The organism is Glutamicibacter sp. PAEs-4 (assembly GCF_051161755.1).
Taxonomy (GTDB): Bacteria; Actinomycetota; Actinomycetes; order Actinomycetales; family Micrococcaceae; genus Glutamicibacter; species Glutamicibacter nicotianae.
This window is the reverse complement of sequence record NZ_CP195017.1, coordinates 2,209,125-2,233,081: the sequence shown is the minus strand read 5'-3', so window position 1 is coordinate 2,233,081 and position 23,957 is coordinate 2,209,125. Positions and strand designations below refer to the sequence as shown.

Below are 23,957 nucleotides of genomic sequence, written 5' to 3'. Positions count from 1 at the left end.
TCATGTATCTTAGGAATAGTGGGGTAGCGGATCTACCCGGTTTGGCCAGTTGGCGGAAAACCTCAGACCTACGGTTTCAGGGGGACATGGGATGAAGGCCCGGATTTTAGTCGTTGACGATGACGAAGCGTTGTCGGAAATGATTGGCATTGTGCTGCAAAACGATGGCTTCGATGCCTCGTTCTGCTACGACGGTTCCGGCGCTCTCGAAGCGTTCCGCGAAGCCAATCCGGACTTGGTGCTCCTTGACCTGATGCTGCCAGGCATCGACGGCATCGAGGTCTGCAAGCAGATCCGTGCCGAATCCGATGTTCCCGTCGTAATGCTCACCGCCAAGTCGGACACTGCCGACGTGGTCCGCGGCCTGGAATCCGGTGCCGACGACTACGTGCCCAAGCCTTTCAAGCCAGCTGAACTGGTAGCCCGCGTGCGTGCACGCCTGCGTCCGAGCGAAACCCACGCCGCAGAGACTTTGCAAGTTGGCGAAGTATCCATCGATGTCGCCGGCCACCGCGTGACCCGCGGATCCGATGTTGTTTCGCTGACTCCGCTGGAATTCGATCTCCTGGTGACCATGGCCCGAAAGCCTTGGCAGGTCTTCAGCCGCGAGCAGCTGTTGGAAGCGGTCTGGGGCTACCGCCATGCGGCAGATACCCGCCTGGTGAACGTCCACGTGCAGCGCCTGCGCTCGAAGATTGAAATCGATCCGGAGAAGCCGCAGATCATCCAGACCGTTCGCGGTGTCGGATACAAGGCTGGTTCGGCAAGTTGAGTTCGCACACGTCGGCCGGTACAGAGTTGGTTCCGGTCGATGTGCATGTCCATTCGCAGTCCAAGCCCGCGCGGTGGAGCAATATCGAGCAGTGGATCAAGCGCCCGTGGCACACGGCCAAGCTGCGCTGGCAACGCCACCTGCTGTTCCGCACCGTCATATCGACGCTGCTTTTCACCGCTTTGGCCCTGGTTGCGGCAGGCGCCTTCCTCTCCAACCAGATCGCGTCCACGCTCTACGAGGAGCGCGTCAACCAGATATCCAAGGAATCCGAGCGCGGCTTGACCCAGGCGCGCTCGATTCTTGAATCGGCATCCACCACCGACCGCGCCTCCACCCAGGCCCTGGTGAATTCCACCTTGGCTTCGCTGGAAGGCGATGGCGCAACCGTGGTGCGCGATTTCGTGCTGATGCCCATTGCCGGCGACCAAAGCCTTTATGTCGGGCCGATGGCTTCCGGTTCGCTGACCACCCGTGTGATCCCCGGCGATCTCGCGGAGCGGGTTGCAGGGGAGCAAGGCATCTATTGGCGTTCCATTGAACTGGGGGCCGATAACGCAACCAAGCCCGGACTCATTGTCGGCACCAAAGTCCTGATTCCGCCTGGCCGCGAATACGGTTTGTACCTGGTCTATGACCTTTCCAGCGTGCAGGACACCCTCGAATTCATCAACCGCGCAATGGCTTTCACCGGCCTCATCCTGCTTGCTGTAGTCGGCTTCGTCGCGTGGTCGGTGGCCCGCACAGTGGTCCGCCCGGTGGCCGATGCAGCCTACGTTTCGGAGAGGATTGCCTCCGGTGATCTGGACCGGCGAATGAAGGTCGCAGGCAAGGACGAGGTGGCCCGATTGGGTACTGCCTTCAACCACATGGCGCACTCGCTGCAAGAGCAGATCACGGCGCTGAATAATCTCTCGGCCATGCAGCAGCGCTTCGTCTCCGACGTCTCGCATGAACTGCGCACCCCGCTGACCACCGTGCGCATGGCGGCCGAAGTGATCCACGATGCCCGCGAAGACTTCGATCCGCTGACCGCGCGCTCGGCTGAACTGATGTACAACCAAATCGAGCGTTTCCAGCACCTGCTCAACGACCTGCTGGAAGTATCCCGCTTCGATGCCGGTGTTGCGGTGCTTGACCGCGAATCCACCGACTTGAACGTCATTGCCCGCAAGGTCATTGACATCGCCACCCCGGTAGCCGATGAATACGGTTCGCTCATCCGCCTGAACGCGCCGAGCGAAGGCTGCGTCGCAGAGGTTGATCCGCGCCGGGTCGAGCGCGTCATCCGCAACCTGGTGCTCAACGCGGTGGAGCATGGCGAAAGCAAGCCGATCGACATCACCATCGGATCCAACCAGAACGCGGTAGCGGTCACCGTGCGGGACTACGGCATCGGCATGACCGAGGAAGCATGCAACCATGTCTTCGACCGATTCTGGCGTGCCGACCCCGCCCGTGCACGGACGACCGGAGGCTCCGGTCTCGGCCTGTCCATCTCCATGGAAGACACCCGGTTGCACGACGGCCGGCTGGAAGCATGGGGCAAGCCGGGCATCGGATCGGTGTTCCGCCTGACCTTGCCGCGCAGCGAAGGCCTGGAAATCGTGTCGTCGCCGCTTCCATTGGAACCGCCAGTTCCGGAGAGCCTGGCTAGCGTCATACTGGGGGACAGCTTCCCGCTGACCGGCGAGGTGCCGAAGATCGGGTATACCCCGCTGGTTCTCGATCCGGATATGGATGAGGAACAGTTGCATGATGATGTCACCGATCCGACCCTGGGCAGCAGCGAACAGAAGCAGGAAGGGGAGAACTGATGAGGAAGAGAATCTTTTCCAGCCTCGCCATCATTCTCTCAGCGGCGCTCGCGCTCTCGGGCTGCGCTTCGATTCCCAGGACTTCCACTGTCCAGCAGATCGAGGCCGAGACCGATGCCAGCGGCGCCGAAAGCTACAGCTACGCGGCGGAGGGGCCTGCAGCAGGTGCTGACGCGCGGGCCATCGTCGAAGGTTTCGTCGAGGCAGGCCGCTCGGTATCCGAGGACTACGCGGTCGCCCGCGAATTCATGGACGCGCAGCTGAGCAACACCTGGCGTGGCGACACGCAGACGCTGATCTACGATGCCTTCAACGTGGTCAACGGCGCGGATGCGAACCAGTACACGGTTCAGCTCGAAATCACCGGCGAAGTCGATGCGCATGGCGTGCGCACCAACTACCCGGATCATTCCACCCGCGCCGTGGATATCGAGGTCGCCAAGGTGGACAATGAATGGCGCATCACCAAGGCTCCGGACGGCACGATGCTCGAAGCCTCGACGTTCACCAAGATCTTCGCGGCGCAGACCCTGTACTTCTACGACGCGAGCTTCGCCTACCTGGTACCCGACATCCGCTGGTTCACCTCGGGTTCGGGCACCACCACCTCGATGGTGGAGGCCTTGCTGGACGGCCCGGCGCCGTACCTGCAAAATGCCGTCATCTCCGCTTTCTCAACGGCCAGCGAGCTGGTGCGTTCCGCGGTGCCGGTGCGCGATGGCGAAGCCACCATCGACTTGAATTCCAATACCTTCGCGGAAGCCACCGACCGGAGCATCCTGCTGATGCGCCAGCAGCTGGAAACCACGCTGACCGGCCTTGCCTCGGTGGACTCGGTCAAGCTGCTTCGCGAGGAAAACGAAGTCAACCTGTCCACCGAGGACACGAATATCGAGCCGGCGAAGGTCAACCCTAGCACGCAGGATACATTGATCGGCATTTCGGACCAGTACCTGGTCTACGTCAAGGGGCTGTCGATCATCCCGGTGGGCGGGGTGCCGGATATTTCCGGCTACGACCCGCGCGACCCGGCCATGTCCCCGGTCGGCAATCGCTATGCCTTCCTCAATGGCCGCCGCACCCAGCTGTGGGGCATCGACGACAGCGGCCAGCTGCGGCTTTCGCTGGAAGGCCAGGAGCTGATCCAGCCGTCAATGGATCTGGCCGGCTGGACCTGGACCGCGGATAACGGGGCATCCACACCGATCAGGGCGGTCCCCGCCGACACCGAAATGAAGGGCGAGGCCCGTCCCATCGACGTGGCCTGGCTGGAAGGCGCCCAGATCGATTCACTGCGGATTTCCCGCGACGGCGCGCGGGCCCTGATCGTGGCCACCGAGGGCAACAGCACTTCGGTCTACGTCGCCGGAGTGATTCGCGATGCTGAAGGCGTTCCACGCGGACTCACGGATTCGCCAATGAAGATCTATCCAGAAGTACCGGTTAACACCGCATTATGGGATTCCGACAGCTCCATCATCGTTGCCGAGCTCGGTGATGACGAAGCCGTTGAAGCGGCCCAGATTACCTTTGAAGGCGGCAGCGAGCACCTGCAGCTGCTGCTGGGCATGGTCGGCATCGCTACCGGGGTCGGCAACCGGCGCGAGGTATATGCCGAGACCAATGAAAAGCTGTATACCCGGGTCGGAAACTCATGGCATGAGCTTGACGATTTCGCCCAGGATGTCGCCTATCCAGGTTAAGCCGGGGCCGGTTCCACAGTTCGCCGGCGGCTAGTCCGGCCCAGTCGGATCATCCGCCATTCTGGCCGCATGGAGATTCCCCAGGAGTATTTGCGCTTCCTTGATGAGCTGTGCTGCAGCCGGTCCATGCGCTGGCTGGGATTCGGCACCAGGGAATTTGCCAACTTCCTGCTGCCCGCCAGTTGCGCGGTCTGCGGCCGAGCAGATTTTCGGCTTTGCCCTGAATGCCGCAGCGAGATCCAACGCCAGCTGAGCCTGCCGCCATTGCCCGACAACCAGCATCTCTACGTCGAGCTTCCGGCGCTCGGGCTGCAGCTCCCAGTGACGTCTTGCGGCACCTACGGCAAGGCGCTGGCTCGCGGATTACTGGCCTACAAGAACAAGCAGCGCTACTTCCTGGGCGCCGTCTTCGCCCCGTATCTGGCTGCCGCGCTGAACGCGGGGTGCATCCCGCAACGTCAGAACCTTCCTACTCTGGTGGTGCCGGTGCCCAGTTCCCTCAAAGCCACGGCGCAGCGAGGATACTCGCCGGTGATGACCATGCTGGAGCACGGACAAGCTCGGGGGCTGCTCTCGGCAGCTCTCCAGTGCCGTTCGCTGCTTCACTACCGCCTGGGTTCCGCGCTGGGAGGTGCGCAGAAAACCAAGAGCGGCTCAGACCGGCGCGGCGGCCAAACCCACTTCGTTGCCGAGCGTGCCAGCACCATAGGCCAGCCGGTTATCCTGGTCGACGACGTGCTCACCACCGGTTCTACCTTGCGGCACGCGGCCATGGCCTGCCATGAGGCAGGATATGACGTCACCTGCGCCGTCGTTCTGGCATTGACGAAACCGCCCAATACCGGCCCTGAACAGTGATTACGCTAAACGCGATCGGAATTTGTGGGCCTGGATACTTGAATCTTGGCCACGGTGGCATAAGGTGAAGTATGGGTTGCATCACAGATGCAGCGAAAAGCCCATCTTCAGTCCGGAAGGATGGATCTTTCGGACTGTTGTGTCACCCGACTCTCTATTGGAGGACACCATGGAGCTGAACTACAGCGGACGAAACATCACCATTTCGGATCGTTTCCGTGAGTATGTTGATGAGAAAATCACCAAGGTCGACCAGCTGGCCACGAAAGTGCAGCGCATCGACGTCAAGGTCCTCAAAGAAGCACATGCTCGTGATCAGAGCACTGCACTGTCCGTTGAGTTGACCGTTGTTGGCCGTGGTCCAGCAATTCGAGCCGAGGCTCGTGGTGCAGACAAGTTCGCGGCTTTCGACATCGCGTTCGCCAAACTGCTTGAACGCCTGCGCAAGGCCCGTGACAAGCGCAAGGTCCACCGTGGCAACCACACTCCTGTAGCTGTCCACCAGGCAACTGGCAGCCTGCCAACTGCATCCAGCGGCAAGACGCTGGTTGAAGAAACCATTGAAGCCCAGAAGGCCGCGGAAGCTGCCGAAGCAGAGGCCAACGCCGAGTACTCGCCAGTGGTCATCCGCCGCAAGTCCTTCCCGGCTGAAGTGATGAGCGTGGATGACGCTGTGGATCGCATGGAATTGGTCGGCCACCCGTTCTACTTGTTCATCGACGAGGCCACCGGTGAGCACGCTGTGGTCTATGGCCGTACCCAGTACCAGTACGGTGTCATCACCCTGGACCCATCGCTGAACGCCAACGAAGAAGCCACCAAGGAAACTCGTGGCTATCGTGATAAAGCACTGGCTGCCGAAGGCTAGTCATCGCAACTGCAATTAGCATGGGCGGCCAACGCAACCTCAGCCTCTCACAGGCACGGAGAGTCGCGTTGGCCGCCCAAGGCCTGTCCAAAGGCAGGAAAGAACAAGCTGTCACCGCACGGAAAATCGCCACTGCCATTAGTGGCATTGCGCAATTGCAGATTGACTCGGTGAACGTGGTTCGCCGGGCCCACTACATGCCGATGTTCGCCCGGCTCGGCTCTTATGACACCGGCATCCTGGATCAGCTGTTGGCCAAGCCGCGCAGCCCGATCACCGAATATTGGGCCCATGAGGCTTCGGTGGTCAGTTCCGAGCTGATTCAAGACCTGCGCGTATGGCAGCGCCGTACCTGGGTAGACCGATCGGACGGGTTCTCCGCAGAACAGCTGGAGCTCTCGGATCGCGTCCTTGACTATTTGTCCGAGAATCCCGGCTCCAGCGCACGGCAAATCAGCCGCGCGCTGGATGTCGCCCCGGTCCAGGAAAAATCGCATTGGGGATGGAACTGGAATGACACCAAGTTCGTCACCGAATCGCTTTTCGCCCAGGCCAAGATCCTCTCGCTGGGACGCAACTCCCAGTTCGAACGCCGTTACGCACTGGCGGCGGATGTCGTTGGCGAGCAAGGAGAAGTTGATACGCCGCACCGGCAGGAAGCCCTCGCCCGTTTGGTCGCCCGCGCCATGGATGCCCTGGGGATTGCCACCGCTCACTGCGTCGCAGAATACTTCCGGCTACCCATGCGCGCTGCCAAGGAAGAGCTCGCGCGGCAAGCGCACGACGGGCACGTCGAAGAAGTGGCCGTTACCGGCATCTCCGAGCCCTGCTACCTGCAGGCCGGGACCAAGATCCCGCGCAAGGTCGATCACGACCTGCGTTTGCTCTCGCCTTTCGACTCGATGGTTTTCAACCGCCGCCGGCTGGAAATGTTCTTCGGGTTCGAGTACCGTATCGAAATCTATGTGCCGGAAAAGCTGCGCCGCTATGGCTACTACGTCTTCCCGATGCTCTACGGCGAAGAATTCGTGGGTCGAGTGGATCTGAAAGCCGACCGGGCCAAGTCGGTGCTGCATGCTAAGCAGGTGCACTACGAACCGGGCATCGATGCCGGCATCGAACCTGAATTGCGAGCCGAGCTTGATCGACTAGCGCGCTGGCTGGATCTTGGAGAAGTGAAAATCGGGCTGTGAAAGGCCTGTTGCCCGGATTGCCGTTCGCTATAAGAACAGTGCAAACGGGATTGAAATAGACAAATGCGCTGTTTTCCTCACGTAGACTGAAGACGCCAGAAATTACTGTGCTTGAGATATTGGGAGCTACCACGTGGCATCATTGCTAGAACGTATTTTGCGTACCGGCGACAAGAAGACCTTGAAGACTCTTCGTAAGTACGCCGACACGATCAATACGTTGGAAGTCGAAATTCGCGAACTTTCGGACGAAGAGCTCAAGGGTGAAACCGACAAGTTCCGCGAACGTTTGGCTAACGGCGAGACGTTGGATGACCTGCTCCCAGAAGCTTTTGCAGTGGTCCGCGAGGCCTCTGACCGTGTCCTTGGCATGCGCCACTTCGATGTCCAGCTCATGGGCGGCGCCGCCCTGCACATGGGAAACATTGCGGAAATGCGCACCGGCGAAGGCAAGACCCTGGTAGCGACCGCACCGGCCTACCTGAACGCCTTGACCGGCAAGGGCGTGCACGTGGTGACCACCAACGACTTCCTGGCCCAATACCAGTCGGATCTGATGGGCCGCGTCTTCCGCTTCCTCGGCTTGAGCTGTGGCTGCATCCTTTCGAACCAGAAGCCCGCCGAGCGCCGCAAGCAGTATGAAGCCGATATCACCTACGGCACGAACAATGAATTCGGCTTCGACTACCTGCGCGACAACATGGCGTGGAGCAAGGACGAGCTGGTCCAGCGCGGCCACCACTTCGTCATCGTCGACGAGGTCGACTCCATCCTCATCGACGAGGCCCGTACGCCGCTGATCATTTCCGGTCAGGCCTCGGGCGACGTGAACCGCTGGTACACCGAATTCTCCAAGATCGTTTCGCGCCTGAAGCGCGAAGACGATTACGAGGTCGACGAGAAGAAGCGCACCATCGGCGTGCTGGAGACGGGCATCGAAAAGGTCGAGGACTACCTCGGCATCGACAACCTCTATGAAGCCAACAACACCCCGCTGATCGGCTTCTTGAACAACGCCATCAAGGCCAAGGAACTGTTCAAGAAGGACAAGGACTACGTCGTGGTCAACGGCGAAGTCATGATCGTCGACGAGCACACCGGCCGCGCGCTGCAGGGCCGCCGCTACTCCGAGGGCATGCACCAGGCAATCGAGGCCAAGGAAAGCGTTGAGATCAAGGCCGAGAACCAGACCTTGGCCACCGTGACCTTGCAGAATTACTTCCGCATGTACGAGAAGATCTCCGGGATGACCGGCACGGCGCAGACCGAGGCCGCTGAATTCATGAGCACATACAAGCTCGGCGTGGTGGAAATTCCTACCAATAAGCCTGCTATCCGCATTGACCAGTCGGACTACATCTACAAGAATGAAGTCTCCAAGTTCAACGCTGTGGTCGAGGACATCGCCGAGCGCCATGCTACCGGGCAGCCGATCCTGGTGGGCACCACCAGCGTCGAGAAGAGCGAATACCTCTCGCGCCTGCTGTCCAAGAAGGGCATCCGCCACGAGGTGCTCAATGCCAAGCAGCACGCTCGCGAAGCTGCAGTCGTCGCGATGGCCGGCCGCAAGAACGCTGTCACCGTTTCCACCAACATGGCCGGCCGCGGTACCGACATCATGCTCGGCGGCAACGCGGAATTCCTTGCCGTGGCCGAGATGGAACGCCGCGGCCTGGATGCCGAGAACAACCCGGAGGAGTACAACAAGCTCTGGGACGAGGTCTTTGCCAAGGCCAAGGAAACAGTTGCCAAGGAGGCGAAGGAAGTTGCGGAGCTTGGCGGCCTGTATGTGCTGGGCACCGAGCGCCACGAATCACGCCGCATCGACAACCAGCTTCGCGGCCGTTCCGGTCGCCAGGGCGACCCGGGCGAATCGCGCTTCTACCTGTCGATGACCGATGACCTGATGCGCAGGTTCAACTCCGGCATGGCCGAACGCATCATGAACAACCCGTCCATGCCAGATGATGTGGCGCTGGAATCCAAGATGGTGTCCCGTGCCATCGAATCCGCCCAGGCCCAGGTGGAAGGGGTCAATGCCGAGCAGCGCAAGAACGTGCTGAAGTACGATGACGTGATGAACCGCCAGCGCGAAGCGATCTACGCTGACCGCCGTTCCATCCTGGAAGGCGGGGACCTCGAAGAAAAGGTCGGCCATTTCCTCGAGGATGTCGTCAAGGCCATGGTCCTGGAAGCAACCCAGGTTGGCGACCCGGACGAGTGGGAGCTCAAGCAGCTGTGGACCAACCTCAAGCAGTTGTACCCGATTGGCATCACCATGGATGAAGTCATCGAAGAGGCTGGAGGCGTGGGGCACCTGTCCGCGCAGTTCCTGGAACGCGAGATCCTCTCGGATGCCCAGTACCAGTACGAGGAGCGCGAGAAGCTGGTAGGTTCCTCCACCATGCGTGACCTGGAACGCCGTGTCGTGCTCTCCACCATTGGCCGCAAGTGGCAGGAGCACCTGTACGAGATGGATTACCTCAAGGAAGGCATCGGCCTGCGTGCCATGGCCCAGCGCGACCCTCTGGTCGAGTACCAGCGCGAGGGCTACACCATGTTCCAGACCATGATGGAAAGCATCCGCGAGGAAAGCATCGGCACGCTCTTCAATTTGGAGATCCCCACCGGCGCCGAAGCGGCCGCCGCACCGGTGATCGACGAATCAGCGAAGCCGAAGAACCTGCAGTTCACCGGACCGGATGAAGATGGTGAAGCCAGCACCACCCGCGCCCAGGCTTCTTCGAGCAAGAAGAAGACCAAGAACAAGAAGGCGAAGCGCAGCTAGATCAGCTCCATATCCGTCACCTGCCACCGTCCGTGCCAAGGCTCAATTTTCAGGGCCACGGCACGGACGCGGTATTTAAATCCCAGGATAACTGTGCATTCCCAAGAGCCCGACAAGCAGCGATCCAGGTGCAAGGAGATGATCTGGCCGTGCGCTGTGCCCGGCAGCGGTTCGAGCGTGTAGCTCGCTGTTTCCAGCAGGGCACGTCGCCGGAGCTTGGCGATGCACGAAGGCTCCATCACGAATGCCAGCTGATTGACGGTACGATAACCGGCCACGATTTCGAACACTGCACGGGCTACGGCGTGGGAAATTTCTATGATCGCCCGGTGCTCGGTACGGTAAACGGCCGAGCGGTGGAAGATATTGTCCAAGGCTAGACGCAGGTGCGCCGGCGCTTGGCATGGGTCGGTTTCCGGAACGGTTTGCGCCGGGATCGGCTCGGTGTGATTGGCAGCGTAGACGTCTGGATTGTAGTAGCTGGTGTTGGCGCTACGCGGGCTGATGGCTATGGTGCTCATGATGACTCCTCAGTGGGTTCGGGTGATGGTTGTGATGGCGGCTAGCTCGCTGGCGGCAGTTCAAGCACCGTGCCGATGCGCAGCAGGTCAGGGTCGGCGCCGATGGTCTTTTTGTTGTGCTGGTAGATCTTGGGCCAATAAGCGGAAATCTCTTCCACGGTGGCCTGCGCTCCCAGATGCTCAGCGGCAATGCTCCACAGGTTCTGCCCTTCGGCGACCACCACTTCGTTGCGCTGCACCGCGCGTTGGCGAGGATGGTTCGTGCCTGGGGATACGAGCGGGCTCAGCGGAACGCTCATGGCTTCGGGGAACCACTGCGGGCTGGGTACCGAGGTCTGCTGGCGGACCGGATAGCTGGCCAGCTCGTGGTTGGCTCTGTCGCTCGCCGGGGACTGTGCCAGCGAAGCTGGCAGGGGCTCGCCCGCATAGGCAACGGCAACCGAGGAGAAAGCAATTGAGGTTCCAAGCATTGAGCCGAGGATCCTCTTGCTCAGTCTGGGTGCGAATCGCTGGAAGAACCGCGTCAATTTCAGTTTCTTGTGGGTGAACGCCCAGCGGATCAGCTGGGCCAAGGCCATCCGCAGCAGGTACAGCGCGAGCAGGGTGAGGAACGAAAAGCTTACAAGAAGCCTGATGTAGTCAGCTGTGGTGCGCTGGTCGCCCACGGATTGGACGTAGCCGGTGATCCACTGGATTCCCACGTAGATAATAACCATTGATGCTGCCGAGAAGAGCAGCAGCATGAATTTTCGTCGCTGGCGAGACACCTAAGCCATCTCCTTGAATGAGATTTGATGTCATTTGATGATGTTTGATATTTATAGTTGCACTTAGAGATAGTTTTGTGAATAGGGTTACGCAAAAATGTTTAGTCTCGTACAGTTGGCGCATGCGGTGGGATTCGCTGTTCGATGACTTGGAGGCTCAGCTAGCTGAACAGAGCCGAGCGCAGTTGCGCGACGAAATTGCCGAAAACGTCAGGGCCGAACGGGCGACTGCAGAACTTTTGCCCACACTGATGCGGTTCCATGGACGTGAATTGTGCCTCAGGCTGGCCGGGGGAACGGAGCTTCGCGCAAAGCTCGGTCCATGCGCCGCAGACTATATCTGCCTTGAAACAGAGCAGGCGCAGTGGGTCGTCCGCAGTGCCGCAGTAGAATCCTTCTCGCTTCCGCAGGGGCGCGTCACTGCTGCGGGACAACGCGCACCTGGCAGCGCGGTGAAGTTTTCCACCGTTCTGCGTGGGATGCTTCGGGATCGAGCTCGATGCCACGTTTTTAGCCGCGCGGGAGGCTCATTGGCTGAAGGAACGCTGACGCAGGTAGCCAGGGATTTCCTGGTAATTCTGGTGCATCCTCGCGATGAATTCGCCAGAGCGAAGCAAGCCTCATCGCAATTGCTGATACCACTCGATGCCATCGGATGGGTCGAAGCGATCAACCTCTCGTAATCCACAAGTGCGCTAGAGGTCTTTCCAGCAGGCCCAACTTGTCGTAGGCTCACCATCCATAAGCACCCATGCTGGCGGAAGGTCAATGCCTTGATCACAGAACAGATCGCCCAGGACGCGCGGACAAACACTGCATCACGTGTGCGACGGCCCAGCTGGAAGGACCCGCGCTTAGCACTCGGTGCCGTGCTCGTGGTCGCGTCGGTTGCAGGAACCGTGTACTTGGTCGGTGAATTGCATCAGACCTCGACGGTGTATGTGGCCAGCACGAATATCACCCTTGGCGAGAAGCTGACAAGCGAGAACATGAAAACTCAAGAAGTCCAGCTTGGCGGAACGCTTGAAAACTATCTGCACACAAATGCGGAGCTCGGCGAGGAAGCCCGCGCGAATACCTTTATCAGCGCTGGGCAATTGATACCTGTCACCTCAATTACGCACAGCGACCTCGGATCGCGCAGGCCGGTCAATGTCGAACTCCCGGCAGACCTCTCTTCTTCGATCACGCCAGGCAGCTTCGTCGACGTCTGGATTGCCAAGCGTGAAAGCAGCGGCAACACCTACGGAATCCCGGAAAAGCTTTCGTCCATGGTCGAAGTCGCTGCACGCGTTGAGAGCGGCGGGGGACTGGTGGGAACCCATGGCACCAACCTGGAACTGCTGGTCGAACCTAACCAACTCGAACCGCTGCTCCAGGCGCTGGCCAACGAGTCGAGAATCATCGTCGTCTACAACCCGGCAGGAACCGCGCAATGAGCATCTCGGTCGTGGTGCTCGGCGACCAGGAGAAAATCGTCCGGCAAATAGAAGGCTACCGTGGCGAACTGATGGTCACCCGGGCTTGCGCCGATATCGCTGAAGCCATCGCTGCCTGCGATACCGGAATGGCTGACGCGCTGATCATCGCGGACGCCCAGCTGGTGCCACCCATGGAACAACTCGATGCGCTCTTGCTGCAGCAGACAGCAGTGGTGCTGCTCTTTGACCGGCCTGAAAACTGGCAGCCTTTGCCAGACGTTCTGCATTTGCCGGCCGCTTCAGCCATGGCCGAGCTCGAAGGACGCATCAGAACCGCTGTTCAGTCCCTGAATCATGCCGGAGCCGACGCCGCGCTCGGCGGATTCGAGCCGGAGGACTATGGCAACGGGCAAAGCGGCCGAATCGTCAGCTTCTGGAGCGCCCCAGGGTCTCCCGGGCGCAGCACCGTAGCACTGAACTACGCAGTGGAAGTTGCAGCAGCAGGAAAAACCGTGGTGCTTCTTGACGCCGACACCTATGCCGCCAGCATCGCCATTCAATTGGGGCTCATGGACGAGTCGGCTTCAATCGCGCAGTTATGCCGCGCCATCGACGCCGGTACTTCGGATGTGGCCCGGCTCGACGCCGCATGTTCCCTGGTCCAGGTCGGGGAGGCGACCATGCGCGTGGCTACCGGAATTCCACGTGCCAGCCGGTGGCCCGAAGTCCGTGCCTCGGCGCTGCGTCGAGCTGCGATGCTGCTCAAGGTCCACTACGACTATGTCGTACTGGATTTGGCTCCGTATATTGAACTCGACGAACAGCTCAGTTTCGATACTCAAGCACCACAGCGCAACGCTGTCACGGTGGAGATGCTGCAGTGCTCCGATGAGCTGTTCATGATCGTGCGCGCCGACAGCCTGGGAATTCCGCGTGCGCTTCGGGCCATCGACGAACTTGACGAAGCGCTGCCCGGACTGAAGCCGAGAATAGTCTTCAATCGGGTGGGTTCCAGCAGCACCGGACGCAACCCGAAACGCAGGTTGATCGAAGCGTGGGACAGGTTCGGTCCGACCCACGACGTCGCCGGGTACTTGCCCGAGGACCATGCCGTGTGCAACGCGTCTGTGCTCGGTGGAAGTCCGTTGCTTGAAATCGCCCCAAAGTGTTTATTGCGTACGGAAATACGGGCTTTGGCGGGCATAAAATCCACGGATTCAGCCAAGAAACGGAATAGTCGTCGAATTCGCGCCGAAGCTTGAACCGCAGAGTTGAAAACCGAGTAATGTGGGTAAAACTAGATACCCGCAAAGGCGCGGGTTAATCGAACTTTGTTCTTGGAGGCGTTCTTTTGAACTCGTCGGAATCCAGCATGTCAGAATCATTCATGGATGAGACACTCACCTCGAAACTGGTGAGCGAGTACTACGGCCAAATTGCGACCGAAGACGTGGCGGCCTATCGGCCAGACGAACTCGAAGCTCGCGTGGCAGCACATCTGGAAATCGGGTATCAGCGTGATGCGGAAAATGCTAACGTCGCCATTACCCGCAACAACGGAATTTCAGTGGTCCACATCGTCACCGATGACATGCCGTTCCTTGTTGACTCCGTAACGGCCGCACTGGTGCAGCTGAAGTCACCGATTCAGCTAGTCGTGCATCCGACGTTCGTTGTATCACGAAAAACTGAGACCGGTGAAATTACCAAGATCAGCCACGCGGGCCTGCAGCACGTTGCCAGCGGCGACACCGCTGCGCTCTCGGATTTGAGTACGCTGATTTCGGCCGGTGCGGAAACCCGCATCGAGTCATGGATTTCAGTCGAGCTGGCTCGCGAACTCACCGATGCGCAGGCCAAGGAATTCGTTGAACGGCTTTACAGCGTTCTGGCTGATGTACGTGTCGCCGTGAAGGACTGGCCAGCCATGCTGGATCGTGCCAAGGAGATTGCGCAGAGCCTTCCGCAGACCCCCAAGGCCGAGGAAATTGCCGAGGTGCACCAGGCTGCGGAACTGCTGAACTGGCTGGCCGACGGAAAATTCACCTTCCTTGGCTACCGCGACTACTCGCTGGAAACCATCAACGGCGAAGACGTGCTGGTAGCCCGCCCGGGCAGCGGCCTGGGCCTGATGCGCGACCTGGCGGACCAAGGCCCGCAGCACCTGACCAAGCGCGGCCGGATCACCGCCCGTGACAAGCGCGCGCTGATCGTCACCAAAGCCAATTCCCGTTCCACTGTGCACCGTGGCGTGTACCTCGACTATGTCGGCGTCAAGAGCTTCGATGCCAACGGCGAGGTCAACGGCGAACGCCGCTTCATCGGACTTTTCTCCTCCAGCGTTTACACCTCCAGCGTGAAGACCGTTCCGCTGGTGCGCGAAAAGGTGGAAGCCGTCCTGAAGCGCACCGGCTTCGCTCCCGATTCGCACTCGGGCAAGGACATCACGACCATCCTTGAAAGCTACCCTCGTGACGAGATGTTCCAAATCTCCGTCGATGAGCTGACCAAGATTGCCCTCGGAATCCTGCGCCTGCAGGAACGCCGGCGCACCTCGGTCTTCCTGCGCAAGGACGATTACGGCCGCTTCGTCACGGCCATGGTCTTCCTGCCGCGCGACCGATTCTCCACGGCAGTGCGCCTGCGAGTGGAGCAGGAGCTGCAGCGCAGCTTCAACGCAGAATCCGTTGAATACGAAGCGCAGCTGGGTGCCGGCGCATTGGTTCGCCTGTTCTACCGCCTGCGCTTGCAGCGCCACGGCCTGGCACCGGTGGTCGACCGCAAGGCACTGGAAGATCGAATCGCCAAGGCGGTGCGATCCTGGTCCGATGCTATTGTCGACACCGCACGTGCGCGCCTGGAACTGGGCGATGCGAACACGCTGTCCAACGCCTGGGCCGAAGCTTTCCCGGCGTCCTACAAAGTGCAGTTCGAAATCGAAGATGCGCTGAAGGACATCGATCTGCTCGCCGAGCTGAGCGAGCAGGACGCCGATGGTCCGGTGGTCTCGTTCTACGATGACGAGAAGCAGGACGAGGATTCTGCTGTTTCCAAGCGCATGAAGATCTACGTGACCAAGCCGCTGCTGCTTTCGCGCATACTGCCAGTTCTGCAGCATCTTGGCCTCGACGTCGTCGATGAGCGGCCATATGAGCTGAATCCCGAAGGAATCGGCGAACGCTACATCTACGACATGGGCTTGAAGATCGATGAGGAGATCAACTTCGAGGCCGTGGAAGCCAAGTTGGCTGACGCCTATTGCGCAGTGGTGAGCAACCTCGCCGAATCGGACAGCCTCAACGCCTTGGTCCTGCACGAGGGGCTTACGTGGGAGGAAGTCGCGATGCTTCGTGCCTACGCCCACTACCTGCTGCAGCTCGGTGTTCCGAATTCCACCGGGTTCATTGCCAACACCCTGGTCGGCAACCCGTCGGTGACCCACGCCATCGTGGAACTGTTCCAAGCGACCTTCGACCCGAAGCTGAGCTCCGAGGAATCCGAAGCTGCTCGGGAGGAAGCGCACACCAAGATCACCGAAGCACTGGAATCAGTGCCGACGCTGGATGCAGACACGCTGCTGCGCCGTTTCGTGAAGGTGATCGAAGCGACCAAGCGCACCAACTACTTCACCACTCACCAGGCGTTGGCATTCAAGCTCGCGCCGGAAGAGATCGACTTCGCGCCGTTCCCGCGTCCCAAGCACGAACTGTGGGTCTACTCGCCGCGTGTGGAAGGTACCCACTTCCGCTTCGGTGCGGTGGCCCGTGGCGGCCTGCGCTGGTCGGATCGCCGAGAAGACTTCCGCACTGAAGTGCTGGGCCTTGTCAAGGCGCAGATGGTCAAGAACTCCGTCATCGTGCCAACGGGCGCCAAGGGCGGTTTCTACGCCAAGCAGCTTCCTAATCCAGCCTTCGACCGAGGCGCTTGGATGGAAGAGGGCAAGGGCGCGTACAAGGTCTTCATCCGCACCCTGCTGGACCTGACCGACAATCTGGTGGCCGATGAAAACGGGGAGCACATCGAGGCGCCGGCCAACGTGGTCCGCCGCGATGGCGATGATTCCTACTTGGTGGTTGCTGCCGACAAGGGCACGGCGAGCTTCTCCGATATCGCGAACTCGATCTCGGCCGACAAGGGACATTGGCTGGGCGATGCCTTCGCATCGGGCGGCTCGGTGGGCTATGACCACAAGGGCATGGGCATCACCGCACGCGGTGCCTGGGAGTCGGTCAAGCGCCACTTCTTCGAGCTGGGCATCGACACGCAGAAGGACGAGTTCACCGCCGTTGGCGTGGGAGACATGTCCGGAGACGTGTTTGGCAACGGCTTGCGCCGTACCCCAACCGTGAAGCTGGTGGCCGCCTTTGACCACCGCGACATCTTCCTGGATCCGAACCCGGATCCCCAGGTCGCTTTCGACGAGCGCCAGCGCCTGTACGACCTGCCGCGCTCCAGCTGGGCAGACTACAACAAGGAACTGCTGTCGGCCGGCGGCGGCGTGTACTCGCGCAGCCTCAAGTCCGTGCCGGTCAGCCCCGAGGTCCGCGAGGTCTTGGGCCTGGACGCCGGCATCACCCAGCTGAGCCCCAACGAACTGCTCAAGGCCATCCTCTCTGCGCCAGTGGACCTGCTGTACAACGGCGGTATCGGCACCTACGTGAAGTCGGCGGCCGAAACCCACGGCCAGGTCGGAGACCGTGCCAACGACGCCATCCGCGTCAACGGCGCAGATCTGCGCGTGAAGGTAGTTGGCGAAGGCGGCAACCTGGGCATGACCCAGCTGGGCCGTATCGAGGCAGCACGCAAGGGCGTCCTGCTGAATACCGATGCCATCGACAACTCCGCTGGCGTCGACACCTCCGACCGCGAAGTGAACATCAAGATTTTCGTGGACCGCCAGATCAAGGCCGGAAACCTCTCCGAGGCCGAGCGCACCGAGTTCCTGCTGTCGATGACCGATAACATCGGTGACCTGGTGCTGAAGACCAACTTCGAGCAGAACGTGTTGCTGTTGAATGAAAAGCACGCGGCATTGACCTGGACTCCTGCCTATGAGCGCTTGATGCAGTGGTTGGAAGCCCATGCTGACTTGAACCGCGGCTTGGAGTTCCTGCCGAACGCGGAAGAGCTGGAAGAACGCCGTGCCGCTGGCGACGCGATGACCACTCCAGAGCTGTCGGTGCTTGCCGCCTACGCGAAGATCCAGCTGGCGAACGCGCTGGCCGAATCCGATCTGGCCGATGATCCGTACTTCAATCAGACGCTGCGCCGCTACTTCCCAACAAAGCTGGTGGAGCGTTTCGGGGATCAGCTCGATAGCCACCCATTGCGCCGCGAGATCATTGCGACGGTGATTGCCAACGATATCGTGAACATGGGCGGCATCACTTACGTCTTCAGGGCCATGGAAGAAACCAGTGCCAGCGAAGTCCAGATTGCCAAGGTCTTCTGCGCCCTGCGTGAGATCTATGGCTTCGACCGCCAGTTCGATGCAATCAATGCACAGCCGGCCGGAACCGATCTGGAACATTGGGGACGCCAGCACCACGACATGCGTCGACTGCTGGATCGCGCCACGCGCTGGTTCATCAACCGCGTCGACCAGCAGCTGCTGGTCACCGAAGCGGTCAATCGCTACGAAGCGACCGTGACCGAACTGCGCGAGGCACTGCCAACCCTGGTCCGCGGCAACGACCTGCAGCGTTTCCAGGAATGGCGGGAAGAAGCCATAGCCCAGGGCATCCCGGAGCGTCGTGCCAGCATGTGGGCGACCCAGTTCGAATCCTACGCGCTGCTGGATGTGGCAGAGTACGTCCACCGCACCGGAACCGCTCCGGTCAAGGTCGCAGAAACCTACTACGTGCTCTACGACCTGTTCGGCGTGGACAGCCTGCTGAACCGCATCACCAACCTTCCTCGTTCGGATCGTTGGCAGGCGTTGGCCCGTGCAGCAATGCGCGATGATCTGTACACCACGATCATCGACCTGACCGCCAACATCCTGGATGCCCACGGCGATATTGCGGACCCGGCAGAGCGTGTTGCTGCGTGGGAAGAAGCAAACGCGGCTAACCTTGATCGTGCGAAGACTATGTTCGCGGAAGTGAACAGCCTGGAACGAGACGACATGGCCTCGCTTTCCGTGGCGCTTCGCCTCTTGCGTTCCATCGTCCGAAGGTAAACACCGCTAATGGCCCTCATCACCGAAGAACTACGTCAACGTGCCGCACTTGCACCGGGTGATGAGGATTGGCTCCATCTTCTGGTGGGGGACTGGCAGCTGGTCTCGGATCTCGCATTCGCAGACCTTGTGCTCTGGTTCCCCACCGGGGACGGCTCCTACACGGCCCTGGCACACGTGCGTCCTTCTACCTCGCATACCGCGTTCCATAGCGACTTCGTGGGCGAACGCATCCGCAAGGACCTGCGCATCATGGTTGACCACGCCTGGGAAACCAAAGAAGTGCAACGCTCTGCGGAACAGGCCGGCAAAGACATCATCATGGGCTTGACTACTGTGCAGGCGATTCCGCTGGTGCGCCAGAACCGCCCGGTTGCGGTGATCACCTCCCACTTCGACCCCAACCAGTCCCGCACGCCCAGCAACCTGGAATTGGTCTACCGGCAAAGCGCGGATGACCTGTTGCAGATGGGCACCCAAGGACTGTGGCCTGACTTCGCCAGCCCCACGGGATCGCGCCGAGGAGCGCCACGCGTCGGCGATGGCTTCATCCGTCTCGGTGTTGATGGCGCCGTCGAATTCGCCAGCCCCAACGCTGTTTCAGCTTTCCGCCGTCTAGGCGCAGCCGACGTACTGCAAGGCCAGCCGCTGGCTGACCTGACGATGGCGCTGGTCAGCGACCGACGCGTCGTCGATGAAACTCTTCCACTGGTTCTCCAGGGCAAGATGCCATGGCGTACCGAGGTGGAACACCGCGGAGTCACGCTTTCGCTGCGCGCCATCCCGCTTCGCAACGAATCAAAGCGCTGGGGTGCTCTAGTGCTCTGCCGCGATGTGTCTGAACTGCGCCGCCGCGAAAAGGAACTGGTTACAAAAGACGCGACAATCCGTGAAATCCACCATCGTGTGAAGAACAACTTGCAGACTGTCGCGGCGCTGTTGCGCATGCAATCTCGCCGGATGAGCTCGGAGGACGGCAAGCAGGGGCTTGAGCAGGCCATGCGCCGGGTCTCCACTATCGCTTCGGTCCATGACTTCCTGTCCAAGGGCCTGAACGAAACCGTGAAATTCGATGATCTGATGGATCGCCAGTTCCGATTGATCGTGGAAATTGCTTCTCCGGAACAAAGGGTCTCTACCCGCCGTGAAGGCGATTTTGGCATGCTTGACGCTGATTTGGCAACACCGTTATCGCTGGTGATCAACGAGTTGGTGACCAACGCGGTGGAACATGGACTGGCGCATCGTGATGGCGAGGTTGCCCTGGTCGCAGAACGATACAAGGGTGCCGATAGCAAAGATTGGCTGCGTGTTGTCATTGAGGATGACGGCCATGGCTTGCCGGAGGAACCGCGCCGCGAGGGTCTTGGGCTGCAGATTGTGCGAACCCTGGTGACTAGCGAGCTATCGGGTGAAATCCGTTGGCTGCAGGGCGAGAAAGGCGGCACCAAAGTGGTGATCGACATGCCGCTGGATCTTGACCGGCGTACAGCCTAAAGACCGGATCTAGCCGCAATACGAAGAGGCGAACCAAGCACTCTACGTGTTTGGTCCGCCTCTTCTCTGTCTTTTTAGCGGTAGTTCTTCATGTGAGCCTTGATGCTGGCTACATAATGCTTGGTGTCTTCGTACATGCCGTTGTTGCGAACGCCAGCCAACCCCTGGTAGTAGGATGCGATTGCATCGTCCAGGTTGTCGGTGTTGTCCAAGTTGTAGGCAATAACTGCGACGCCAGCAACGACGTTGTCGCGAGGGTTCAGGACATTCAGGTCCTGGCCAATGACCGATGCGATCCAGTCACCAGTGCTTGGCAGCACCTGCATGGCGCCAACGGCGTTTGCAGGGGATACCGCGCGCATGTTGAAGCCAGACTCCTGGTATGCGTGTGCCAATGCCAGTGCAGGGTCAACGCCCATGCTCTGTGCAGTGGAACGGATCAGGGCCTGCATCTCGCCGCGACTCGGCACATCGATCGAGTCAAGGTAATCCTTGTTCGAGTTCGCGTTGCTCACAACGTGGTCTGGATAGGTGCGACCAGCAAAGGTATTGCCGATCTTCTGCTTCTTGACCTCGCCAGACGGCGCAACCGACGAGCCCGATACCTTCAGCTTGGCGCCGATCTTCAGAGGCGAGCTCGCGCTGAACTCCGGGTTCAGATCAAGCAGCGCAGCCAGCTTCATACCGTGGCTGGTCGCGATGCCACTGAGGGTATCGCCGGACTTGACCGTGTAGGTCGAGCTCTTTGCTTTAGGCGCAGCGTTGCTCTTCGGTGTGGAGCTTGACGATGAACCGCCGGATACCTTGATCTTGGCGCCTGGGAAGATCGGCTTGCTGGCTGAAATGTCATTGATCTTCAGCAGATCGGACAGACTCATGCCGTGCTTAGCGGCGATGCCGCTGAGGGTATCGCCGGACTTGACGGTGTAGCTCGAAGAAGCAGACGAGGAGGACTTCTTCTGGGACGACTTCGGAGACGAGCCGGAGGAGGACGAACCCTTGACCTTGATCTTGTCGCCGGGGAAGATCACCTTACTTGCCGAGATGTCGTTCTTGCTCAGGAGCGACGACAAGCTCATGTTGTGCTTGATGGCGATGCTTCCGAGGGTGTCACCGCTCTTCACGGTGTAAGTCGAAGAACCAGAGGACGAAGACTTCTTCGCATGGGTTGCACCGCTGGAGCTCGAAGCCGAACCCTTGACCCTGATCTTGTCGCCGGGGAAGATCACCTTGCTTGCCGAGATGTCGTTCTTGTCTAGCAGGTCCGACAAGCTCATATTGTGCTTGCTAGCAATGGCGCTGAGCGTATCGCCATTTTTAACCGTGTAGGTGGACGCCGATGACGAAGAGCTTGAAGACTTGCCCTTGGAGCTGCTCTTTGAAGCATGACCGGAGACCTTGAGCGTCTTGCCGGCAATGATCGAATCGTTCTTGAGGTTATTGAGCTTCTTCAGCTCGGATACCGTGGTGTCGTATTCCCGAGCGATACTCCACAGGGATGCGCCTGCTGGAATCTTGATCTCGGAAACATCTCGTTTCGCTGGCAAGCCCAACGTAGATACGCGCGAAGCGATCAGGTGGGCTTTTATCTGGTCCTCAGCAACCTTGATGGTCTCTGGAGTTACTGCCTTGGCAAAGCTTCCTGAGGTGTTAGGAATAATCGTCGGTGCTGCCTGCGCTGCTGGAGCCAAGGCGAGACTACCGATGACCGCAGCGGGAATGGCCGCGCCTGCTACAACGCCTAACGCATGCTTGGAAGCATGTTTGGATTCGTGGGCCATGAAGTCAATCCTCATTTATACGGTGAAAATAACGGGCTTTGCTCCGCAGGTAACAAAGGGAAATCGTTCCTCATGTTGTCTGTGATGCAATTGTTATCAAAGTGATACAAGAAAATTTACACTACTACTGTGACTGATGGGAACTGCTGAGGTGGGTTTCATCCAAATTTCTGCGCGGATCAGGAATTTGTGGGAACCTTGAGAGGTGAAGGAAACCGTAGAACTCGTCGGCCAGTGGCTGACCCTGCCCGATGTGGCTGAAGAATTAGAAGTAGACATTCGCCGTGTGCACCGCCTGCTTGATGAGCGTGCCATTGTTTCGTTGAGAATTGGCGAACGCAATGTCCGTTCGATCCCTGCAGATTTTCTCCAAGACGGCATCGTGGTTGAAAGCCTGAAAGGCACCCTCTCGGTACTGTCGGATTCCGGCTTCTCGGATGAAGAAGCCATTGTATGGCTGTTCACCGAGGATGAGTCGCTGCCTGGCACGCCAATGAATGCTTTGCGTACGGGGCGAAAAACCGAGATCCGCCGCAGGGCGCAGGCACTGGGCTGGTAGGTCCGAAAGAAGTTGCCCCAGCATAAACAAAAGGTCTCAACCATCATCCTGACGGATGCATGGTTGAGACCTTTTGTTTAGTTTTAGTAACGTTTCGCTATTTACTTCTCTTTGTCACGGCGTCGCTAAGCTGTTGCATTCCCGCCAGGGCCAAGGGGGAGACCTGCAATGCTTCGAGCGCGAGATCTGATTGGGTAGTCAATTCGCTAATGCTCTGCTCCGTTGCCGCCAAAGCACCGCTATCACGCAGAATATTGCTGAGCCGTGCAACTTCCTCTTGAGAGAGATCCGCTGCGCCGAGACGCCCCTGAATGAAGTCCTGTTCGTCAGGAGTTGAAAGCAGCAGTGCATGGGCAATCAACTCAGTCCGCTTGCCTTCCAGCAGATCGCCGCCTGTCGGTTTGCCGGTGATTTCTGGATCGCCAAACACGCCTAGGACATCGTCACGCAGCTGAAACGCCTCGCCCAGTGGAAGCGCGAATTCAGAGTAGTGATTCAAAAGCACTTCACTGGCCCCTGCCAACGCGCCGCCAAGTAAGAACGGGTTTTCGGTGGAGTATTTCGCTGACTTGAAGCGCACGATGGTGCGAGCGCGCTTGACCGCTTCCTTCGGATCGTAGGCAGGACCTGCAGACTCTTCGAGAACATCGAGATATTGACCGGCCATCACTTGGGTGCGCATTTGATTGAAGATGGTTCGCGCCCGAGGGGTGAGGGACGTAATGCCCGAGAAAACTTCCTCGCTTAGTGACAGGCATAGGTCACCGGCAAGGATTGCGCTGGCCGTGCCGTAGCTCGAAGCGCTCCCTGACAGTCCAAGCTGCAGGTGCTGGGCCTCGAATCGCTTATGGACGCTCGGCTGGCCGCGTCGGGTATCCGAGTTGTCAATGATGTCATCGTGGATAAGCGCTGCACCCTGGAAGAGCTCCAAGGCGGCCCCGAGGCGAACAATGTCGCGATCTTCAGGTTGTCCGCCGGCGCCAAGGTAGCCCCAGAAGGCGAACAGCGCACGGAGACGCTTGCCGCCACGGGTCAGCGAGGTGATTGCATTGACGATTTCGATGGCGCTGTTGGTGATTTGACCAACTTCATCGCTTTTCGCAGCCAGAAACTCCTCCAGTAGTTGAGCAACATCAGAGGTGTAGCTGCGGCTCAAGCCCTGGGCTTCACTGCTGAGGGCCGGCACGGAATCAGGCATCGACATGCAAAATCATTTCTACGGGTAAGCAAC

At 59.6% G+C, this 23,957-nt stretch carries 17 protein-coding genes; 13 read left to right on the top strand and 4 right to left on the bottom strand.

Going from position 1 to position 23,957, the window contains the following annotated elements; translation table 11 throughout:
- The first annotated feature begins 91 nt into the window (after window positions 1-91).
- The 7 genes from mtrA to secA all read left to right on the top strand — a co-directional run bounded on the left by mtrA (window position 92) and on the right by secA (window position 9,999).
- The gene (gene mtrA, locus ACR9WD_RS10480; RefSeq protein WP_038990547.1) at window positions 92-772 is read left to right on the top strand and encodes an MtrAB system response regulator MtrA; all 681 of its coding nucleotides are present in this window, start codon (window positions 92-94) and stop codon (window positions 770-772) included.
- Window positions 769-2,589 carry an MtrAB system histidine kinase MtrB gene (gene mtrB, locus ACR9WD_RS10475; RefSeq protein WP_434922052.1) on the top strand — a complete coding sequence of 607 codons (1,821 nt, stop codon included), beginning with the start codon at window positions 769-771 and terminating at the stop codon, window positions 2,587-2,589. Before mtrA ends, mtrB begins: the two co-directional genes overlap by 4 nt.
- Window positions 2,589-4,292, top strand: a complete 1,704-nt coding sequence (locus ACR9WD_RS10470; RefSeq protein ID WP_434922051.1) for an LpqB family beta-propeller domain-containing protein — start codon at window positions 2,589-2,591, stop codon at window positions 4,290-4,292. The genes mtrB and ACR9WD_RS10470 overlap by 1 nt, the downstream gene beginning before the upstream one ends.
- A gap of 69 nt (window positions 4,293-4,361) precedes the next feature.
- A complete protein-coding gene (locus tag ACR9WD_RS10465) occupies window positions 4,362-5,150 on the top strand; it encodes a ComF family protein (protein WP_423298969.1) in 789 nt (262 codons plus the stop codon).
- Between the two features lie 169 nt (window positions 5,151-5,319).
- Window positions 5,320-6,018 carry a ribosome hibernation-promoting factor, HPF/YfiA family gene (hpf, locus tag ACR9WD_RS10460; protein ID WP_038990704.1) on the top strand — a complete coding sequence of 233 codons (699 nt, stop codon included), beginning with the start codon at window positions 5,320-5,322 and terminating at the stop codon, window positions 6,016-6,018.
- 68 nt (window positions 6,019-6,086) lie between these two features.
- The gene (locus ACR9WD_RS10455) at window positions 6,087-7,211 is read left to right on the top strand and encodes a winged helix-turn-helix domain-containing protein (RefSeq protein WP_168202001.1); all 1,125 of its coding nucleotides are present in this window, start codon (window positions 6,087-6,089) and stop codon (window positions 7,209-7,211) included.
- Between the two features lie 133 nt (window positions 7,212-7,344).
- Window positions 7,345-9,999: a preprotein translocase subunit SecA gene (gene secA / locus ACR9WD_RS10450; protein WP_254589888.1), complete on the top strand. Its 2,655-nt coding sequence runs from the start codon at window positions 7,345-7,347 to the stop codon at window positions 9,997-9,999.
- Here the strand turns inward: secA and ACR9WD_RS10445 are convergent.
- Both ACR9WD_RS10445 and ACR9WD_RS10440 read right to left on the bottom strand, forming a co-directional pair.
- Window positions 9,996-10,520, bottom strand: a complete 525-nt coding sequence (locus ACR9WD_RS10445) for an Rv3235 family protein (RefSeq protein ID WP_434922050.1) — start codon at window positions 10,518-10,520, stop codon at window positions 9,996-9,998. The two genes, secA and ACR9WD_RS10445, sit on opposite strands and share 4 nt — an antisense overlap.
- A 41-nt stretch (window positions 10,521-10,561) precedes the next feature.
- Window positions 10,562-11,287: a LysM peptidoglycan-binding domain-containing protein gene (locus ACR9WD_RS10440; protein WP_143180995.1), complete on the bottom strand. Its 726-nt coding sequence runs from the start codon at window positions 11,285-11,287 to the stop codon at window positions 10,562-10,564.
- A gap of 122 nt (window positions 11,288-11,409) precedes the next feature.
- On the opposite strand from ACR9WD_RS10440, the gene ACR9WD_RS10435 reads away from it, so the two are divergent.
- The 5 genes from ACR9WD_RS10435 (at window position 11,410) to ACR9WD_RS10415 (ending at window position 20,386) form a co-directional block, all read left to right on the top strand.
- Window positions 11,410-11,970, top strand: coding sequence for a hypothetical protein (locus ACR9WD_RS10435; RefSeq protein WP_073706006.1), 561 nt, complete (start codon window positions 11,410-11,412; stop codon window positions 11,968-11,970).
- 90 nt (window positions 11,971-12,060) lie between these two features.
- A complete protein-coding gene (locus ACR9WD_RS10430) occupies window positions 12,061-12,726 on the top strand; it encodes a hypothetical protein (protein WP_162989304.1) in 666 nt (221 codons plus the stop codon).
- Window positions 12,723-13,970, top strand: coding sequence for a MinD/ParA family ATP-binding protein (locus ACR9WD_RS10425; protein WP_434922049.1), 1,248 nt, complete (start codon window positions 12,723-12,725; stop codon window positions 13,968-13,970). The genes ACR9WD_RS10430 and ACR9WD_RS10425 overlap by 4 nt, the downstream gene beginning before the upstream one ends.
- A gap of 125 nt (window positions 13,971-14,095) precedes the next feature.
- A complete protein-coding gene (locus tag ACR9WD_RS10420) occupies window positions 14,096-18,889 on the top strand; it encodes an NAD-glutamate dehydrogenase (protein WP_434922048.1) in 4,794 nt (1,597 codons plus the stop codon).
- Window positions 18,890-18,898: 9 nt separating this feature from the next.
- Complete coding sequence (locus ACR9WD_RS10415) at window positions 18,899-20,386, top strand: sensor histidine kinase (RefSeq protein WP_038990534.1); 1,488 nt, start codon at window positions 18,899-18,901, stop codon at window positions 20,384-20,386.
- A 74-nt stretch (window positions 20,387-20,460) separates the two neighbouring features.
- Here ACR9WD_RS10415 and ACR9WD_RS10410 read toward each other — a convergent pair whose 3' ends face one another.
- Window positions 20,461-22,167: a LysM peptidoglycan-binding domain-containing protein gene (locus tag ACR9WD_RS10410; protein ID WP_434922047.1), complete on the bottom strand. Its 1,707-nt coding sequence runs from the start codon at window positions 22,165-22,167 to the stop codon at window positions 20,461-20,463.
- A 205-nt stretch (window positions 22,168-22,372) separates the two neighbouring features.
- On the opposite strand from ACR9WD_RS10410, the gene ACR9WD_RS10405 reads away from it, so the two are divergent.
- On the top strand, window positions 22,373-22,726 hold the full coding sequence (locus ACR9WD_RS10405; protein ID WP_038990532.1) for an Rv2175c family DNA-binding protein: 354 nt from the start codon (window positions 22,373-22,375) through the stop codon (window positions 22,724-22,726).
- Between the two features lie 97 nt (window positions 22,727-22,823).
- On the opposite strand, the gene ACR9WD_RS10400 is transcribed toward ACR9WD_RS10405, so the two are convergent.
- Window positions 22,824-23,930: a polyprenyl synthetase family protein gene (locus tag ACR9WD_RS10400; RefSeq protein WP_434922046.1), complete on the bottom strand. Its 1,107-nt coding sequence runs from the start codon at window positions 23,928-23,930 to the stop codon at window positions 22,824-22,826.
- Window positions 23,931-23,957 lie beyond the last annotated feature (27 nt).

What these genes read in the sequence shown, in the direction of transcription:
- mtrA (WP_038990547.1), top strand. Translation starts at nt 92, where the DNA reads ATGAAGGCCCGGATTTTAGTCGTTGACGATGACGAAGCGTTGTCGGAA.
- ACR9WD_RS10470 (WP_434922051.1), top strand. Translation starts at nt 2,589, where the DNA reads ATGAGGAAGAGAATCTTTTCCAGCCTCGCCATCATTCTCTCAGCGGCG.
- ACR9WD_RS10465 (WP_423298969.1), top strand. Translation starts at nt 4,362, where the DNA reads ATGGAGATTCCCCAGGAGTATTTGCGCTTCCTTGATGAGCTGTGCTGC.
- hpf (WP_038990704.1), top strand. Translation starts at nt 5,320, where the DNA reads ATGGAGCTGAACTACAGCGGACGAAACATCACCATTTCGGATCGTTTC.
- ACR9WD_RS10445 (WP_434922050.1), bottom strand. Translation starts at nt 10,520, where the DNA reads ATGAGCACCATAGCCATCAGCCCGCGTAGCGCCAACACCAGCTACTAC.
- ACR9WD_RS10435 (WP_073706006.1), top strand. Translation starts at nt 11,410, where the DNA reads ATGCGGTGGGATTCGCTGTTCGATGACTTGGAGGCTCAGCTAGCTGAA.
- ACR9WD_RS10425 (WP_434922049.1), top strand. Translation starts at nt 12,723, where the DNA reads ATGAGCATCTCGGTCGTGGTGCTCGGCGACCAGGAGAAAATCGTCCGG.
- ACR9WD_RS10420 (WP_434922048.1), top strand. Translation starts at nt 14,096, where the DNA reads ATGGATGAGACACTCACCTCGAAACTGGTGAGCGAGTACTACGGCCAA.
- ACR9WD_RS10415 (WP_038990534.1), top strand. Translation starts at nt 18,899, where the DNA reads ATGGCCCTCATCACCGAAGAACTACGTCAACGTGCCGCACTTGCACCG.
- ACR9WD_RS10410 (WP_434922047.1), bottom strand. Translation starts at nt 22,167, where the DNA reads ATGGCCCACGAATCCAAACATGCTTCCAAGCATGCGTTAGGCGTTGTA.
- ACR9WD_RS10400 (WP_434922046.1), bottom strand. Translation starts at nt 23,930, where the DNA reads ATGTCGATGCCTGATTCCGTGCCGGCCCTCAGCAGTGAAGCCCAGGGC.